The sequence below is a fragment of the Pseudoalteromonas sp. TAE79 genome, from assembly GCF_000498015.1.
Classification (GTDB): domain Bacteria; phylum Pseudomonadota; class Gammaproteobacteria; order Enterobacterales; family Alteromonadaceae; genus Pseudoalteromonas.
Genome location: NZ_AUTL01000091.1, coordinates 1 through 15823, shown reverse-complemented (window position 1 = coordinate 15823; position 15823 = coordinate 1). Strand labels below are relative to the sequence as shown.

Genomic DNA, 15823 nt, shown 5'->3' with positions numbered 1-15823 from the left:
CTAAAGTATCCCCAGAATTAGCCTTTACATATCAATGAACTAACAGTATTAAAAAATGTGGGTAGTGAGGGAACATTCATGGTGTTTTGTGATCTTATGAATCGCTTAAAAACAACAGAACTAAACACCATGAATGCGTCTACTATTTTGCACAATATGCTCCGCGCTGTCACCCCTAACTCTATTCATAAAGCCAGATTTAATACTCTAGTCGCTGCCGTTAAATCTCTTTTGCACTGTCAGCAATGCACCTTGACGTCTATCGGCCGCAATTTGGATTCAAAAACAACTGAAAAACATGATATTAAACGTATTGACCGACTACTCAGTAACAATGAGCTTTTGCGTGAATCGATATCGGTTTATGTTCGCTTAACCCGTTTTGTGGTCACTGAAAAGCATCCCGTCATTTTGGTCGATTGGAGCCATGCTGATACACAAACCAAATACTGTATTCTGCGTGCCAGCATTGTCAGTGAAGGTCGCTCTTTAACCCTGTATCAGGAAAGTGCATTCAGCTTTCAATATCATTGCCCAAAAGTGCAAAAACGGTTTTTAAAGATGCTCAAACTGATCTTGCCGAGTGATTGCCGCCCCGTGATTGTGACGGATGCGGGCTTTAAAGTCCCCTGGCTCAAAGCCGTGCGGAACAATGGCTGGCATTATATTAGTCGGGTTCGTGGTACGGCACATTTGAAAACGCAGGACAGCGATGAGTTTATTCCATGCCAGTCACTATTCAAGAACAATCAGCGTAAGAGCCAGTATCTTGGCGCGACCGAGCTGACCAAAAGTGCAAAATATCAAACTCATGCAGTGTTGGTTGGCAAGGGACATAAGTTATTAAAAAGAGATAAAAAACGCGGTTATAAGGAGCCTTGGCTACTCGTTTCTTCTCTTCCAAAAAGACACCACTTTCTCGAAAAGGTGCTCAAGCTATATGGAATGAGAATGCAGATAGAGGCAGGGTTTCGAGACCAAAAAAGTGTTAGGTTCGGCTTAGGCTCAGATCTGCACAGAACGAACAAACTCTATCGATTAGACATACTTTTACTGCTCGCAACATTGGCTCATTGGTTCTCAATGATGCTGGGTGCTGTGATAGACAAAGCAGGAAAGACAGGGGCTTTTCAAGCTAACTCAAGCAAAAACAGGCGAGTAGTGTCATGGGCATTTGTTGGGTTGCGATACTTCAAAAAACAGTCCATTAAGCTGCGGCGGCGAGATTACTTGGAAGGGCTAGCCTATTTCGTACAGGTGGTAGTGCAACTCGATTGGAAAAATATGGATGTGAGTGATGTGATTGAAATTTAATAATTATTTTTGGGGATCCCTTAGGCTGTTAGTTCTGTATCGGCGAGTACCAGTTCAAGTAGTTCATCAAGCTGATCCAATTCATCTGGTTCTTCATCTAAAAAGCTGTTGTTAAATTCAACCTCATCTTCATCGCTTAAAGTAAGGTCGTTATTAAACCTAAGCTCAAAAATAGCGTCGGCCATAAAATAAACATAATTACGTTTATATTCTTGGGCGTTGTATTGGGCAAATTCACCAAACTCTTTTGCGGCGATTTTGGGGCTTGTAAATGCTTTTAACACTGTAGTAAAGCTGTTTATAGAACGTTTTTGTTCTGTATTGAGCATGCGTTTATTTATATTTTTAAGCGCCTGTAAAACCCCTTTACAGTAATTTGGTAGGGGCATATTCGGCTTTAGTGACTCACGGTAGTCTTGTTTAGATAGGCTGCATTTTGCTGGCATTTTTAATTCGTTTTGAATTATTTTATCCATGCTTTGGTTATACAGAGCCATTAAGCTTTCGAGGTATTTTAGCTCAGTCTCGTTTTGAATATTAAACTCTCCAAATAGATCTGGGTGCCACTCACTGGGAACAAGTAGTTGAGGTAATACACCTAATCCCATTAAGTAGCCTTGGATAAAGTAATAATCTGGTTTTTTAGTGCTTAATTCACTGAGTTTTATAACATCACTGCGTATTTTGGCGGGTGACATAACGTGCCCTGCTATGTATAAATTTATTATTAGTGTACCCATAGATAAGGTTACCAACAACGCTAGTTTAGTTGTTTTATCCTAAAATGAATTTTTAACGAAATATTTACAAATTTAAACAAACCCGCGCCGCTAAAATACAAAAGCTGGTTTATACTGTTGTAATAATGAGCAAAATAATAACTATGAGGCGTAATGAATAAATTAATTACCGTATTTTTATGTTTGCTGTTTACGGCTCCATTTAATGTATTTGCTTGTGAAAGAACCTTTAGCGTGGCATCGCACGATGCTTTTTGGCCGCCTTATGTAATGGGCATTAACGGTAAACTACAAGGCTCGGAGGTTGATGCACTTAACATTATATTTGCTGACTCCCCTTTTTGTTTTGAAGTTAAGTTGCTACCAAATTCTAAGCGGGCTTTTATTGAGCTTAAATACGGCCGTATTGATTTAGGATGGGCTGCAAGTTATACCGATGAGCGCGCTAAATATGTGCACTTTAGTGATAACTACCGAACTGAAGTTATGCGTTTGTACGAAAATACCAACAATCAGCATAACGTTAAAAACCTCGAAGATATTTTTAAACAAGGCCTTACCGTGGGCGCTAACTTTGGGAGCTACTACGGCGAAGAGTTTGAGCAATATAAAACTAAATATAAAAAGCAGATTGAATACACTAGTGCAACTAGTAAGCGCTTTGAAATGCTTAATAAGCAACGTATTGATTTTGCTATTGAAGACGAATTAGTAGGTGCTCACTTTGGTGAAAAAAGTACTAACATAAAATTAGTAACCAGTATTGAGTATGTAAACAAGGACGACATTTACTTAATGTTTAGCAAAAATACGGTGTCGGTTACTGAACTTGCGGTAATTAATGAGCACATAAATAAAAACAAAACAGCACTTAAAGCGCTGTTTAAATACTAGGAGTGTAATGAAAACTTTATTTTTAACATTTACTACACTGCTATTTACTCACTTTAATGCCCTTGCGTGTTCAAAAACATTAGTGATGGGCACTAACGAAACTAATTGGCCGCCTTACCTTGTTAAGCAAGGTGATACATTTTTAGGCACAGAAGTGGATGCTGTAAACGCTATTTTTAAAGATTCAAATTTTGTATTAAATGGACTTATTTTCCGAGCTTTTCGCGTGTTCAAGCTGAGCTTAAAAATGGTCGGGTAGATATAACCTATGCGGCAAGCTATACAGAGCAACGTGCTCAATATGCGCACTTTAGTTTGCCTTATCGCGAAGAAATAATGCTGCTTTATAAACACAAAGATTCGGCTGATGTAACCAGCTTGGCTGATCTTTTTAGTCAAGATTTTACAGCAGGTATTAACCGAGGAAGCTTTTTTGGTGATGAGCTTGAACAACTCAAAACCAAATATTCAAAATAGGTCGTACTTACTGCTCAAGCAAATAATCGATTTAGCATGTTAGATAAAAAGCGAATCGACTATGTTATTGAAGACTCTGCGGTTACGCAGTACTTTGTGAAAAAACACTCCTCAATTTCGCAGGTAAAAACTATTACACCGATTAACGTTAACAATGTGCATTTTATGCTAAGCAAGGAGTCGCTAACACTTGATGACGTGGCGACTGTTAATCAATTAATTACCAAAAACGAGGCTGCTATAAAGTCAATTTATCAACCGGTGCATTAAAGCATGGCTAATAACTTAGCTATTTGGCGCCCCCTCTTTAATATTGCTTGGCATTAGTAATTATTTACATTGTGGCTGTAAGCACATTCAACGCCACATACGCTAAAAATAGTGACTTAAAACCGAGAATTGCCGTTATTTTTACTTGGTTATAAATTAGCTGCCTTTTATCTTTCATTCGTTGTGGCTGATCTGTATAATTCGCCAGCTAATTTACCCTATTGTCTGGTTCTTGTTTGTGGCGTTTTGCTGCAGCGTACTCCTGTCAGTACTAATCTAGGATTACCTTTTTTGATCTCCACCGCAAATATTACGATGCAGTTTGGCGCAGAGCCGTTGTTTGAAAACATTTCAGCTAAATTTGGTAACGGTAACCGTTACGGTTTAATTGGCGCTAACGGCTGCGGCAAGTCGACTTTCATGAAAATTTTAAGCGGTGCGCTTGTTCCAAGTGCGGGTAATGTATCTATTACTCCAGGGTTAAAAGTAGGTAACCTAAGCCAAGACCAGTTTGCTTTTGAGCAATACAGCGTTGTAGACGCGGTAATTATGGGCGACGTGGAGCTTTGGAAAGTAAAGCAAGAACGCGAACGAATTTACTCGTTACCAGAAATGAGCGAAGAAGACGGTATGAAAGTTGCCGATCTTGAAAGTGTATTTGCTGAAATGGACGGTTACACAGCAGAAAGCCGCGCTGAAGAAATTTTGCTTGAAGCGGGTATCGACAAAGAATTTCATTACGGTTTAATGGCAAACGTTGCTCCAGGTTGGAAACTACGTGTACTTTTAGCACAGGCGTTATTTGCAAACCCTGACATTTTGCTACTTGATGAGCCTACCAATAACTTGGATATTCATACAATTACGTGGCTTGCTAACGAGCTTAACAAACGTAAATGTACGATGATTATTATTTCGCATGACCGTCACTTTTTAAACTCGGTATGTACACACATGGCCGATATTGATTACGGTGAGCTGCGCATTTACCCTGGTAACTATGAGAAATTTTTAGAAGCTGCGGGCTTACAACGCGAGCAACTTTTAGCTGAAAACGCTAAAAAGAGCGCTGAAATTGACGAGCTACAAGACTTTGTTAACCGTTTTGGTGCTAATGCTTCAAAAGCTAAGCAAGCAAGTTCGCGCGCTAAAAAAATGGATAAAATTAAGCTTGATGAAGTTAAATCTTCAAGCCGTATGAGTCCATCGCTTTCGTTTGACGAAGGTAAAAAAATGTATCGTCAGGCGCTTGAAGTTAATAAGCTTGGCCATGGTTTTGATGGCGAAACGTTATTTAGCGGCGGCGACTTTTTACTTGAAGCTGGCGCTAAGCTTGCCGTAATTGGCGAAAATGGTGTGGGTAAAACTACATTTTTACGCTGTTTAGTAGACGAACTTAAAAGTAATGAAGGCGAAATTAAATGGTCTGAAAATGCGACCTTTGGTTACTGCCCGCAAGACAGCACAAAAGATTTTGATAACGATTTAACGTTGTTTGATTGGATGTCGCAATGGCGTACAGCTAAGCATAACGATTTAATGGTTCGTGGCATGTTAGGCCGTTTGTTGTTTACAGCAGACGATTCAAACAAAAAAGCGCGTAACTGTTCTGGTGGTGAAAAAAACCGCCTGTTATTTGGTAAGTTAATGATGCAAGACGTTAACGTGCTTGTAATGGACGAACCAACTAACCACATGGATATGGAAGCTATTGAAGCGCTTAACAATGCGCTTAAAGACTTTGAAGGTACGCTTATTTTTGTAAGCCATGACCGTGAGTTTGTATCGTCTTTAGCTACGCGTATCATTGATATTAAAGATAAAAAAGTAATCGACTTCCAAGGTACGTTTGACGAATACCTAGCAAGTTGTGAAGAGAAAAAAGCGTAAACTTTTTTCTAATTGCTTATAAAAACGGTGCTAAATTTAGCGCCGTTTTTTTATGTGTAGTGAATAGTTAAATTTTTAGAGGTCATAACCCCTGTAGACGCGCTGCTTGCTGGCGTTTAAAAGCAACGCTTTTACAAAAATTATTAAACCACACATACATTGACTCCTATATACAAAGTAATTAGAAGCTACGCTTCTCGCGTGAGCAAGCTCTACGCCTACCACAAAACTTGACACTGTGGTTTGATTTAACTTGTAGACGTGCAGCTTGCTGGCGTTTAAAAGCAACGCTTTTACTATAGGTGGTTGAGTAATTAGAAGCTGCGCTTCTCGCGTGAGCAAGCTCTACGCCTACCGCCAAACTTAACGCCGTGGTTTTATTTAACTTGTCGTATAACACATTTTATCTATATTTATAAAAACCAATAAATTAAAATCTTTATGTATTCCTCTAAAAAGCTATTAACAGGACGTCACTCCTCAAAAAATAAATTTTACTCTGTAACAATATGCACAAAACAAAGAACTCCGTTATTTAAGAGCTTTGAAAATGCATGTATTGCCACAAGAGGTTTGGTTTATATGCAAAATAAGGTGAATACAATCTGCTATACCCTAATGCCAGATCATCTCCATTGGTTGTTTCAATTGAAAGATTTACCTCTTACTGACGTTGTAAGGCAATATAAAAGTATTACCACGGTGAACATTAATAAGTTTAATTGTTCTAATGGGCAAATTTGGCAGCAAAACTATTTTGAGCACCAGCTTAGAGCAGAAGATGATTTAATTAACCAAGCACGTTATATAATCGCTAACCCTTTACGCGCTGGGCTTGTGAATAAAGCTGAGGAGTATCCATTTTGGGATTGTGTTTATCTTTGTGATCATGAGTTAAGTAATTAGAAGCTTCACTTCTGACGTGAGCAAGCTCAACGTATACAGCATCGCAGAGCTAATTATTCACATTATTTTATTGGTAAATACTGCATACATCACTGCTTTAAATCTAGTCATATTCTCCTGTAAGTCTTTGTCACTTAATGCTAATGTTTATGGAGTGAGTTATTTAAAACTTTAATGGCTAAACCAAGAGGTAACTATGTCTAATTGGGTTGAAGCAACAGTAAAAAGCGTAACATGGTGGAGCGAAACGCTCTTTAGCTTAACCGTTAATGCAAATGTAGAACCGTTTAAAGCAGGGCAATTTACAAAGCTTTCTATAATGGATGGCGACAAACGCACTGCTCGGGCTTACTCATATGTGAATGCCCCTGAAAACCCCGATCTCGAATTTTATCTTATTAACGTAATTGACGGTTTGCTCTCTCCTCGTTTAGCTACCTTACAACCTGGCGACACAGTATTAATAGAACAACACGCAACCGGCTTTTTTACCCTTGATGAAATACCACAAAGTGATCAGCTTTGGATGTTAGGGACTGGCACTGCCATAGGGCCTTTTTTATCGATATTACAACAGCCCGATGTATGGAAAAAATACAAAACTATAAATTTAGTGCATGGCGTACGTTTTAATAACGACTTAAGCTATCAGGCACTTATTAACGAGCTATCAAGAGTGTACCCAGCACAACTTAACTATATTCCGGTTGTAAGTAGAGAGGAGCCATTACAAGGCTTAAGTGGGCGAATTACTAACGCAATTGTGAGCAACCGCTTGTTTGAACATGTAAAGTTAAACCCAAAGCCCAGTAATGCACAATTTATGATTTGCGGAAATCCACAAATGGTAAAAGACACAACCGCGCTACTTCTTGATAAAAACTTTACGCGTAACCGCCGNGGCAATATTACGGTAGAGCAGTACTGGTAGGCTTCAGTGGTGGTATTAACTACCCGATAACGTTAAAATTTGCTATGTTGCACCCTTATACTAATTTTATCAAAAATATGATCATTCTATCGCATTAAATAACTCACTAACTGCGTTAAAAGTTATTCATATAGAACATCTATATGTCACAATTTTCGCGTTGTTATTGCGCTATTTTTTAACGCTATAATAGATCGCCTATTTAATGTAATTGGTATTACACGTATTTAGTGTTCATTTTAGGAAAGTTATGAAACCGTTATCTATTATTTTAGCCTCATTAGTCACTACCGTTGCGCTAATTACTTATGCCGCAGAGCAAAGCGAGCCTGAGCAAAAAGAGCCGCAAGTTGAAGCTCAAACAAGCGTTGAAAAACCAAAAGTTGAAAATGAGCAATCAGTAACTCAAACCAACACTGACGACAAAGTAAATACGCTTGAATACAAAGCGCCAGAGCTTAAAAAGCCAACAATTGATGCGACTAAACCAGACGATTCAAAAGTATTAGGTAACGAGCAAATTAAACCTGCTGAAAAGCCTAAAAATAAAATAGAAAAAGCAGTGGCTGTAGCCGAAGCTGAAAAAGCAGTAACGCAAGCAAAAGAAGCACTTACAGTTAAGCAGCAAACTAAAGCTAAACAATCGCGCGAATCACTTGCTGTGGTAGAGCAGCTAGTTAAAGCATATAACGCACGTAACATTGAAGAGTTTCTTCGTGTATATGCCGAAGATGTTGAGTTTTATATTTTCCCTAATGAGCTATTATTTAAAGGTAAAGAAAAACTAATAGAACGTTATGGGCTAATGTTTAAAAAGTTAAAGTGTATTCACTCATCACCAATTAAGCGCATAGTGCACGGTGATATAGTGATTGATCACGAACTTTCAGAAACTTGTTCAACTGACGAAAACGTAGTTGATAAACGCTCAGAACTTATTTCGAGTTATCAAATTAAAGATGGGAAAATAGTACGCGTACTGTTTTTTAGATAAAGGCTTTAAATGCAAATAAATGACGACAAAAAAATTCGCTTAATGTATCGCATTGAGCCAGGTTGCCTTGGACCTAAGGGTGCTGAGCATGTTGAAGATTTTTGTCGTTTTGCAAACAAGCATATTAAATCCCCCTTTTATGGCCAATTTGTATTTTTACCACGTTACGATAAAACCATAGACGAGCGACAATATAGCGTTAACAGCCGTAATTTATCACTTGTGCAGGCTCGGGCTTACTTAAAGCACTTTGATATTAATATTGAAGAATTTGAAGAACAACTCGACGAGCTCCTCACAAAAGCGATTGATTTATACTTTAAGCGATAGCGTTTAATTGCTGTAGCTTAGGTAATACCTCCCCTCAAACGTACATTTTTATTTATTTTAATTACTATTAAAAATATAAATAATTTCTTTCACAAAGATAAGGTAATCAGTAATAACTGAGAAAAACCAGTCTAGCCAATATGTATCATTTACTCTAAAAGCGCAGCGCCTCTTAACCTCTTTGTGAATAATTCGCCCTTTAAAAGCCTTTATTTGCACAATGAGAAGTAAAAGAAAAGTAAATGAGGAAGCCAAAAAAAAACAGTATTGTTATGTTTTATCACTACTCTAAAAGCGCAGCGCCTCTTAACCTCTTTGTGAATAATTCGCTCTTTAAAAGCCTTTATTTGCACAATGAGAAGTAAAAGAGGAATAAATGAGAAAAGCCAAAACCAGTATTTATATGTTTTATCACTCACTCTAAAAGCGCAGCGCCTCTTAACCTCTTTGTGAATTAATTAACTAAATATTTTAAAAGCCCTAAAAACAAAAAAGCGGTGTTAATTTTAACACCGCTTAATGCGTAATATATTTAGCTTTAGTAAGCTTGGGTTACAACATAGGTTTTATAACATCAAACACAGCTTCTATATGGTCGTCTCTGTCGTTTAGTGCCGCTATGTAACGGTATTTTTCGCCGCCTGCGTTTTCGAATATTTCACGGTTTTCACCTTCTAGCTCTTCAAGTGTTTCTAGGCAGTCGGCGCTAAAAGCAGGACTTATAATAGCTACATCGGTAATACCTTCATCAGGTAAGGCTGCAAGGGTTGCGTCGGTATAAGGCTTTAACCACTCTGCTTTACCAAATCGACTTTGAAAAGTACTAATTACTTTGTCTTTATCAAGGCCTAGTTTTTCGACAACTAAACGCGTGGTTTGTAAACATAGGCAATGGTACGGATCGCCGCGCTCTAAAAACAATTTAGGCATACCGTGATACGAAAAAACAATTTTTTGTGGCATACCATTCGCTTCTAAATCCTCACTAATACTATTAGCAAGCGACTCAATGTAACGGGTGTTTTTATGATAGCCATTTATAAAATGAAGTTCTGGCACCCAGCGCCATTTTCGCAGTACGCTCGATACAGCATCAAACGTAGAACCCGTAGTTGGGCTAGAATATTGCGGGTACATTGGTAAAATAATTATACGCGTCAAGCCTTTATCACGAAGCTCTTCAAGGCCTGCCTCTATTGAAGGGTTGCCATAACGCATTGCCATTACTACTTCTGTATTGGTATAACCTTGCTCTTTTAATAAAGTATTTAACTTTACACTTTGCTGGCGAGTAATGTGGGTAAGTGGTGAGCCGTTTTCGGTCCATATACTCTCGTATAATTTAGCCGAACGTTTAGGGCGTACGCGTAAAATAATGCCATGTAAAATTATCATCCATACCAAGCGTGGTATTTCTACAATGCGTGGATCTGATAAAAATTCGCGTAAATATGTACGAAGCGCAGCCGCTGTTGGTGCATCAGGGCTGCCTAAGTTAGTTAGCAGTATTCCCGTTTTTTGGTTAAAACGCCCATCATGGGGGTTGTCAGTAACCGCAGAAAATCGCGACACAGAGTGCTCCTTCAAGCAAATTCAATAATCTATTTTATGCACATTGTAACGAAAAAAACTGCGGTTTAGATCAATCATTTAGCAGTTTTCACCATTATTCTGAACGGAGTTGGTTTTTTCGATTCTAGCTGTTGGAGTTTTTCTATCGATTTACTGCCAAATACATGACCTTTGGGCAGCAACATTATGCCCATATGGCTGTGTAGAGCATGGCCCAGTACCATTTGCTCTTTGAGTTCATGGGCGTTACAAATTAGCACTGATCCTGCTGAACTTTTTTGTTCGTGTAGTTTTGCATGGCTTGCTTCAAGTGCACGTACAATTTTAGGATGATAAAACGATCCACTATAAAGTTTTACACTTTCGAGTGCGTCATCGTGGCGCTGTTTTTCATCACTTGCATTGCTTTGCTCAAACGCGTCCCAATAGTCGCGCGCTAAACCTAGCACCATAGCGCCTATTGGTATGTCGTTTCCGGCAAGGCCTTTGGGCATTCCGTTTCCGTTAAAGCGCTCAAACTGATAATAAATAGCATCCGACAAGTCATGTAAATGTATTGCTGGCATTAACATTAATTGTGCAGTACTTGGGTGAGTATAAAAGGTTTTACGTTGTTGCTCATTTAAGCGGTTAACTGGTTTTTTATAAAGATCAGGATCCATAGCAAGCAAGCCTATTTGCGCCAAGTAACCAGCCATAGGGGCAAGATCAATACTTTTTTGCGACAAGTTTAAATAAAGTGCTATTTGTGTACAGGTATTTGCAATATTTTGTGCTTTGTTGCCATCTAGGTAAGGGTTTGCGTTAACAAAATTATATAGCAGCTCTACGGTCGATTTATGCTCTTGTTTTTCGCGCTCGTTGGCGTCTTCAAGCTTTTTTAAAACCTGTTTGATTTGTAAGGTGCGTTTTTCTACCCGTTGCTCAAGCGAATTATTAAGCTCTAGCAACTCTTGGTTTTGCGCTTTAACTTGTGCCTCTAATTTTTGATTTTGTTTTTTTAGTGCAAATTTTTCTAGGCTATCTCTAATGCTACGAAGTAATAAATCGTTTTGCCAAGGCTTTTGAATATAACCATTTATTTGGCCCTGGTTAACAGCCGCTAAGGTGGTTTGTATGTCGGCGTAACCGGTTAATAAAATGCGTTGGGTGTCGGGCGCCAGCGCACGTGCTTTTTCTAAAAACTCGGCACCGTTCATTACCGGCATACGCATATCGCTAATAATTAAACCAAACTCATGATTTTTAAAAAGCGTTAGTGCACTTTGCGGGTTATCGCAAACAATAACCGACAGGCCATTTACTTCAAGTAGCCGTGTTAACGTGCGTAGTACTATCTCATCATCATCAATGCAAAGTACATCAACCTGATTTATTGGTGTGCTTGGTGTTACTTGAGTCATTGAGTCGCCTTTAAATTACTTCTGGTTAAATAATAGCTTAAAAAAATATTCTATGGTGTGTTTGTGACTACCTTTTATATTAAGTGGTATTTATATAATGGGGTTATTAGCAATAAGTGGATAATTACTCATACATAAAATTAGGCCTTGGCCACACTAAAGTTGCAAATTTGCATGCAGACGACTAAACGTTAAGTATAAAGTTATCTATATGGATGAAGGGAATGGATGGATCAGATGGTAATTTTGAACGTGCTTTTTTAAACGAACAAAAGCTGCGCTTAGCTGCAGAGCAATTACTCAAAGATAAAAGTAGCGTTTTAGTTGCCATAAATAATGAACTACAAAAAAAAGTAGCCGACTTAGAACACCAACAAATGCTGTTTGTGCAAACAGAAAAAATGGCAACCTTAGGTACACTGAGCGCAGGCGTTGCCCACGAAATAAATACCCCACTTGCCTATGCAATGAGTAACGTAGAGAGCCTACAAAACGCAAGCCCTTTACTTGTAGCGCTGCTAAAACTTAACGAACAATATTTAAATAACGAAATTAAAGAGAGCCGTTTTAAACACGAAATCGACATACTCAATTTACAGTATCCGTATGCGTGGATTTATAACAATTTGCAGGGGCAAATTAACGACAGCGTTGAAGGACTTAAACGTATAAAACAAATAGTGCATGACTTATTAAACTTTGCCCACCCCACCTCTTCTCAAGATAAACAATTAGCCGATGTAACAACGGGTGCTAATAATGCTTTAAGGTTATTGAGTAGCAAACTTAAATTATGCGAAATAAAAACGCGGTTTGAACCCCTACCACTCATTTGGTGCAATTTATCGTCAATTAATCAGATTTTTGTAAACCTTTTAATGAATGCTTGGCAAGCTTGCGAGTTAGATTTAGAAAAAGGCTGCATTATCGAAGTGAATATTTTTGAACTAAACACAAATATTTGTATTGAAATAAAAGATAACGGTTGTGGAATGAATGAAGACACAATAGCGCATATGTTTGACCCTTTTTACACAACAAAAGAAGTCGGAAAAGGCACCGGTATGGGTATGACACTTGTATACGCTATGGTGAGCGATCACGGTGGAAAAATAGAAGTTAACAGTACATTAGGCACAGGTACGACCATTCGCTGCCTATTACCTTTAAAAGTATAAAATAACGAGCAAAACCACATTGTAAATAAAGCGTTAAACACTCTGCTTTTTGATGTTTAATCCTTTATTAGCGTGCATTTTAATCGATTTGATGTGATTTTTTCTTATCTTGAAGTTTATTTGCATACTTAGACCATATATTTAGTTTTTTTATTTCTTTTTGTTTACATATGTTGCTAGGATGTTTGCAACAGGTTATGAGCATCATAACCACACACATATTATTAAGAATACAAAAAAACAGGGTCGTCACTATGTCAACATACCGTTTAAACACACTTGCTGTAGCCGTTGCTTTCGCGTTTAGCGCACCAAGCATTGTTAACGCAGAAGAAGCACCAGTGCAAGCTGCTAAAAACATAGAGCAAATATCTGTATTAGGGTCGCGTGTATCTAACCGTACCTCTGCAGAGTCTTCTTCTCCTATTGATTTAATTGACGCGGATGATTTAACTAAAGGTGGTTTTACCGAGTTAGGCCAAAGCCTTCAAGCGACAGCGCCTTCGTTTAACTTTTCGCGTACACAAGTATCAGACGGTTCAGATTTATTTAGACCCGCAACACTTCGTGGCTTACAACCAGATCAAACCCTTGTATTAGTAAATGGTAAACGTCGTCATAACCAATCAATTTTTGGCCTTAACGGTACAGTAGGCGCAGGCGCTGCGGGTACTGATATGAATGCCATTCCGCTAACAGCGCTTAAAGGCGTTGAAGTATTACGCGATGGCGCTGCAGCGCAGTATGGCTCTGATGCTATTGCAGGCGTAATTAACTTATCTCTTAATAACTCAACCGGTATTACAACGGGTTTTGTACAATACGGCGGCACGAGTGAAGGTGACGGCGACACTATTTCAGCAGGTTTAAACCGTGGTTTTGAATTAGGTAACGAAGGCGGCTTTATTAACCTATCGCTTGAGTACCGTGATGCCGACGGCACTAACCGTGCAGAGCGCGATACGGGTGGTTCGCTTAATGTTGAACCAGGTACACTAAGTGAAGATGTACGCTGGGGCCAAGGTAACTCAGAAAGTGAATTTACGTCGTTATTTTACAACATGGCATTACCAATGGGCGACGGCGAGCTTTACTCGTTTGGTGGCTACTCTGAGCGCACGGCGCTGGGTAATGGTTTTTACCGTAACTTTAACGAAGCCTCTAAAAACGTAACCCAAGTATACAGCGATGGTTTTTTACCGCGCATATATAACGAAGCACAAGATATTTCAGTAGCGCTTGGTTTTAAAGGCGATATAAACACAGACTGGACTTACGATGTATCGGCTGTTTATGGTGAAAACCAATACGATTTTACATCACGCAATACATTAAATGCTTCTTACGCGGCTGAGTATTTATTTAATAACCCAGATGCAAGCGATGCCGACATTGCAGCAAACTCAGGCCCTACTGGCGGTTACTCAGGTGGTTTTAGATTCGATCAAACAACGGTTAACCTTGATGTAAACGGTATTGTAGATATTGGCCGTAGTGAGCCTTTATATGTAACAGTAGGCGCCGAATACCGTAAAGAAAACTACGGAATAGTGCCTGGCGATGAAGCATCATACGCCTGTGGACTAGCAAATATGGATACCTCGTACCCATCAGTAAACGATCCGGATCAATTTGCACAGTGTGGTTTTCAGGCTTATAACGGCCTTCGCCCTGAAGCGGCTAACGACAGCGACCGTAACAGCTACGCAGTTTATGTAGACGTAGAAACTATGATCACCGACGCATGGAACGTAAGTGGTGCACTACGCTATGAAGATTTCTCAGATGCTGGGGATGATTTAATTGGTAAATTAGCAACGCGTTATGAATTTTCAGATGACTTTGCAGTACGTGGTGCACTGTCTACTGGTTTTAGAGCGCCATCGCTTCAACAAAGTGGTTATACAGCCTTTACAACTAACTTAGGCTCAGACGGTACATTAACGCAGTCGTTCACAGCAAACACCGGTACAGCCTTCCCAAGTGCGTTAGGCGTAGATAGCTTAGAGCTTGAAACATCAACAAACTACAGTGCTGGTTTTGTTTACGATGTAACAAGCGAGCTTTCGTTAACGGTTGATTTTTACCGTGTAGAAATTGAAGACCGTATTACACTTGGCAGCTTACTTTCGGCTGACGACGTATCGTTTAGCGGTGATGCAGTTGCAGCGCTACAAACAACTGGTGCAGTGCAAGCTAACTACTTCTCAAACTCGGTTGATTCTACTACACAAGGTGTTGATATTATTGCATCGTACCGCACTGAAGTTGAAGGCGGTAATTTAGGAGTAACCTTTGCAGGTAACCTAAACGATACTAAAATTGACAGCGTAAATGCAGAAGACGGTATTCCTGAAGCGGTTGCTTTTGATGATTTACAACGCAGCTTTTTTACCGACGGACAACCTAGCGAACGTGCAACGTTTACGTTTGACTACGAGCGCGATGCCTACACATCAACCATTCGCTTTAACTACTTTGGCGAAACAGATGTAAAATACTTTGGTAACGACCATATTTCATTACCTGGTGAGCTTTCGCCTACGGGGTCATTTAAACCAACAAGTACGGTTGAGTCTGCTGTGTTAGTTGATTTAAATGTTAGTTACCAAATTAATGACATGTTTGCGCTTTCGGTAGGTGCCGATAACGTATTTGACGAAACACCAGATGAATTAGGCGACGACGAAGTACTTAATTTTATCACCAACGGCGCATTTAAATACCCAGTACGTGCATTGCCATACGGCTTTGACGGCAGAACGTACTACGCAAAAGTAAGCTTTGGATTTTAATTAAAGCTAAAAACTATTTAACCTGATGTAATGGTCTCCTCCCTATACGGCATCTATGTGCCATGATTAAAGTGGTTACAATAATCAAAGGGAGAAGACCAAAATGAAGATTACAACAATTGGTTTAGA

The 15823-nt window shown here is 39.1% G+C and carries 15 protein-coding genes; 12 read left to right on the top strand and 3 right to left on the bottom strand.

Annotation, left to right across the window (positions count from 1 at the left end):
- Window positions 1–96 precede the first annotated feature (96 nt).
- Window positions 97–1314 (top strand): IS4 family transposase, encoded by a 1218-nt coding sequence (locus L655_RS0104490; protein ID WP_125825536.1) that lies wholly within the window; start codon window positions 97–99, stop codon window positions 1312–1314.
- A gap of 20 nt (window positions 1315–1334) precedes the next feature.
- On the opposite strand, the gene L655_RS0104485 is transcribed toward L655_RS0104490, so the two are convergent.
- On the bottom strand, window positions 1335–2012 hold the full coding sequence (locus tag L655_RS0104485) for a UPF0149 family protein (RefSeq protein ID WP_024604230.1): 678 nt from the start codon (window positions 2010–2012) through the stop codon (window positions 1335–1337).
- A 195-nt stretch (window positions 2013–2207) separates the two neighbouring features.
- On the opposite strand from L655_RS0104485, the gene L655_RS0104480 reads away from it, so the two are divergent.
- The 9 genes from L655_RS0104480 to L655_RS0104440 all read left to right on the top strand — a co-directional run bounded on the left by L655_RS0104480 (window position 2208) and on the right by L655_RS0104440 (window position 8746).
- Window positions 2208–2948: a transporter substrate-binding domain-containing protein gene (locus L655_RS0104480; protein ID WP_024604229.1), complete on the top strand. Its 741-nt coding sequence runs from the start codon at window positions 2208–2210 to the stop codon at window positions 2946–2948.
- 7 nt (window positions 2949–2955) lie between these two features.
- Window positions 2956–3207: a hypothetical protein gene (locus L655_RS1000000127835; RefSeq protein ID WP_241764441.1), complete on the top strand. Its 252-nt coding sequence runs from the start codon at window positions 2956–2958 to the stop codon at window positions 3205–3207.
- Window positions 3144–3425, top strand: a complete 282-nt coding sequence (locus L655_RS1000000127830) for a transporter substrate-binding domain-containing protein (protein ID WP_241764442.1) — start codon at window positions 3144–3146, stop codon at window positions 3423–3425. The genes L655_RS1000000127835 and L655_RS1000000127830 overlap by 64 nt, the downstream gene beginning before the upstream one ends.
- Before the next feature lie 36 nt (window positions 3426–3461).
- Window positions 3462–3695 carry a hypothetical protein gene (locus L655_RS1000000127825; protein ID WP_241764440.1) on the top strand — a complete coding sequence of 78 codons (234 nt, stop codon included), beginning with the start codon at window positions 3462–3464 and terminating at the stop codon, window positions 3693–3695.
- A 291-nt stretch (window positions 3696–3986) separates the two neighbouring features.
- Window positions 3987–5585 carry an ABC-F family ATPase gene (locus L655_RS0104465; protein WP_076916949.1) on the top strand — a complete coding sequence of 533 codons (1599 nt, stop codon included), beginning with the start codon at window positions 3987–3989 and terminating at the stop codon, window positions 5583–5585.
- A 441-nt stretch (window positions 5586–6026) separates the two neighbouring features.
- Complete coding sequence (locus L655_RS0104455; RefSeq protein WP_076915317.1) at window positions 6027–6491, top strand: transposase; 465 nt, start codon at window positions 6027–6029, stop codon at window positions 6489–6491.
- Window positions 6492–6687: 196 nt separating this feature from the next.
- On the top strand, window positions 6688–7422 hold the full coding sequence (locus tag L655_RS0104450) for a ferredoxin--NADP reductase (protein ID WP_024604225.1): 735 nt from the start codon (window positions 6688–6690) through the stop codon (window positions 7420–7422).
- A 250-nt stretch (window positions 7423–7672) separates the two neighbouring features.
- Complete coding sequence (locus L655_RS0104445; protein ID WP_002962106.1) at window positions 7673–8416, top strand: nuclear transport factor 2 family protein; 744 nt, start codon at window positions 7673–7675, stop codon at window positions 8414–8416.
- 9 nt (window positions 8417–8425) lie between these two features.
- The gene (locus tag L655_RS0104440) at window positions 8426–8746 is read left to right on the top strand and encodes a hypothetical protein (protein WP_007583509.1); all 321 of its coding nucleotides are present in this window, start codon (window positions 8426–8428) and stop codon (window positions 8744–8746) included.
- 552 nt (window positions 8747–9298) lie between these two features.
- Here the strand turns inward: L655_RS0104440 and hemH are convergent.
- Both hemH and L655_RS0104430 read right to left on the bottom strand, forming a co-directional pair.
- The gene (hemH, locus tag L655_RS0104435; RefSeq protein ID WP_024604224.1) at window positions 9299–10318 is read right to left on the bottom strand and encodes a ferrochelatase; all 1020 of its coding nucleotides are present in this window, start codon (window positions 10316–10318) and stop codon (window positions 9299–9301) included.
- A gap of 74 nt (window positions 10319–10392) precedes the next feature.
- Window positions 10393–11721, bottom strand: a complete 1329-nt coding sequence (locus tag L655_RS0104430; protein ID WP_024604223.1) for an HD domain-containing phosphohydrolase — start codon at window positions 11719–11721, stop codon at window positions 10393–10395.
- A gap of 224 nt (window positions 11722–11945) precedes the next feature.
- On the opposite strand from L655_RS0104430, the gene L655_RS0104425 reads away from it, so the two are divergent.
- Window positions 11946–12899, top strand: a complete 954-nt coding sequence (locus tag L655_RS0104425; RefSeq protein WP_002963108.1) for a HAMP domain-containing sensor histidine kinase — start codon at window positions 11946–11948, stop codon at window positions 12897–12899.
- Between the two features lie 254 nt (window positions 12900–13153).
- The gene (locus L655_RS0104420; RefSeq protein WP_024604222.1) at window positions 13154–15694 is read left to right on the top strand and encodes a TonB-dependent receptor; all 2541 of its coding nucleotides are present in this window, start codon (window positions 13154–13156) and stop codon (window positions 15692–15694) included.
- The last annotated feature ends 129 nt before the right edge of the window (window positions 15695–15823 follow it).

Bases quoted from the DNA above. Each gene is read 5' to 3' on its own strand.
- L655_RS0104490 (WP_125825536.1), top strand. From the start codon at position 97: ATGAATCGCTTAAAAACAACAGAACTAAACACCATGAATGCGTCTACT.
- L655_RS0104485 (WP_024604230.1), bottom strand. From the start codon at position 2,012: ATGTCACCCGCCAAAATACGCAGTGATGTTATAAAACTCAGTGAATTA.
- L655_RS0104480 (WP_024604229.1), top strand. From the start codon at position 2,208: ATGAATAAATTAATTACCGTATTTTTATGTTTGCTGTTTACGGCTCCA.
- L655_RS1000000127835 (WP_241764441.1), top strand. From the start codon at position 2,956: ATGAAAACTTTATTTTTAACATTTACTACACTGCTATTTACTCACTTT.
- L655_RS1000000127825 (WP_241764440.1), top strand. From the start codon at position 3,462: ATGTTAGATAAAAAGCGAATCGACTATGTTATTGAAGACTCTGCGGTT.
- L655_RS0104455 (WP_076915317.1), top strand. From the start codon at position 6,027: ATGTATTCCTCTAAAAAGCTATTAACAGGACGTCACTCCTCAAAAAAT.
- L655_RS0104445 (WP_002962106.1), top strand. From the start codon at position 7,673: ATGAAACCGTTATCTATTATTTTAGCCTCATTAGTCACTACCGTTGCG.
- L655_RS0104440 (WP_007583509.1), top strand. From the start codon at position 8,426: ATGCAAATAAATGACGACAAAAAAATTCGCTTAATGTATCGCATTGAG.
- L655_RS0104430 (WP_024604223.1), bottom strand. From the start codon at position 11,721: ATGACTCAAGTAACACCAAGCACACCAATAAATCAGGTTGATGTACTT.
- L655_RS0104425 (WP_002963108.1), top strand. From the start codon at position 11,946: ATGGATGGATCAGATGGTAATTTTGAACGTGCTTTTTTAAACGAACAA.
- L655_RS0104420 (WP_024604222.1), top strand. From the start codon at position 13,154: ATGTCAACATACCGTTTAAACACACTTGCTGTAGCCGTTGCTTTCGCG.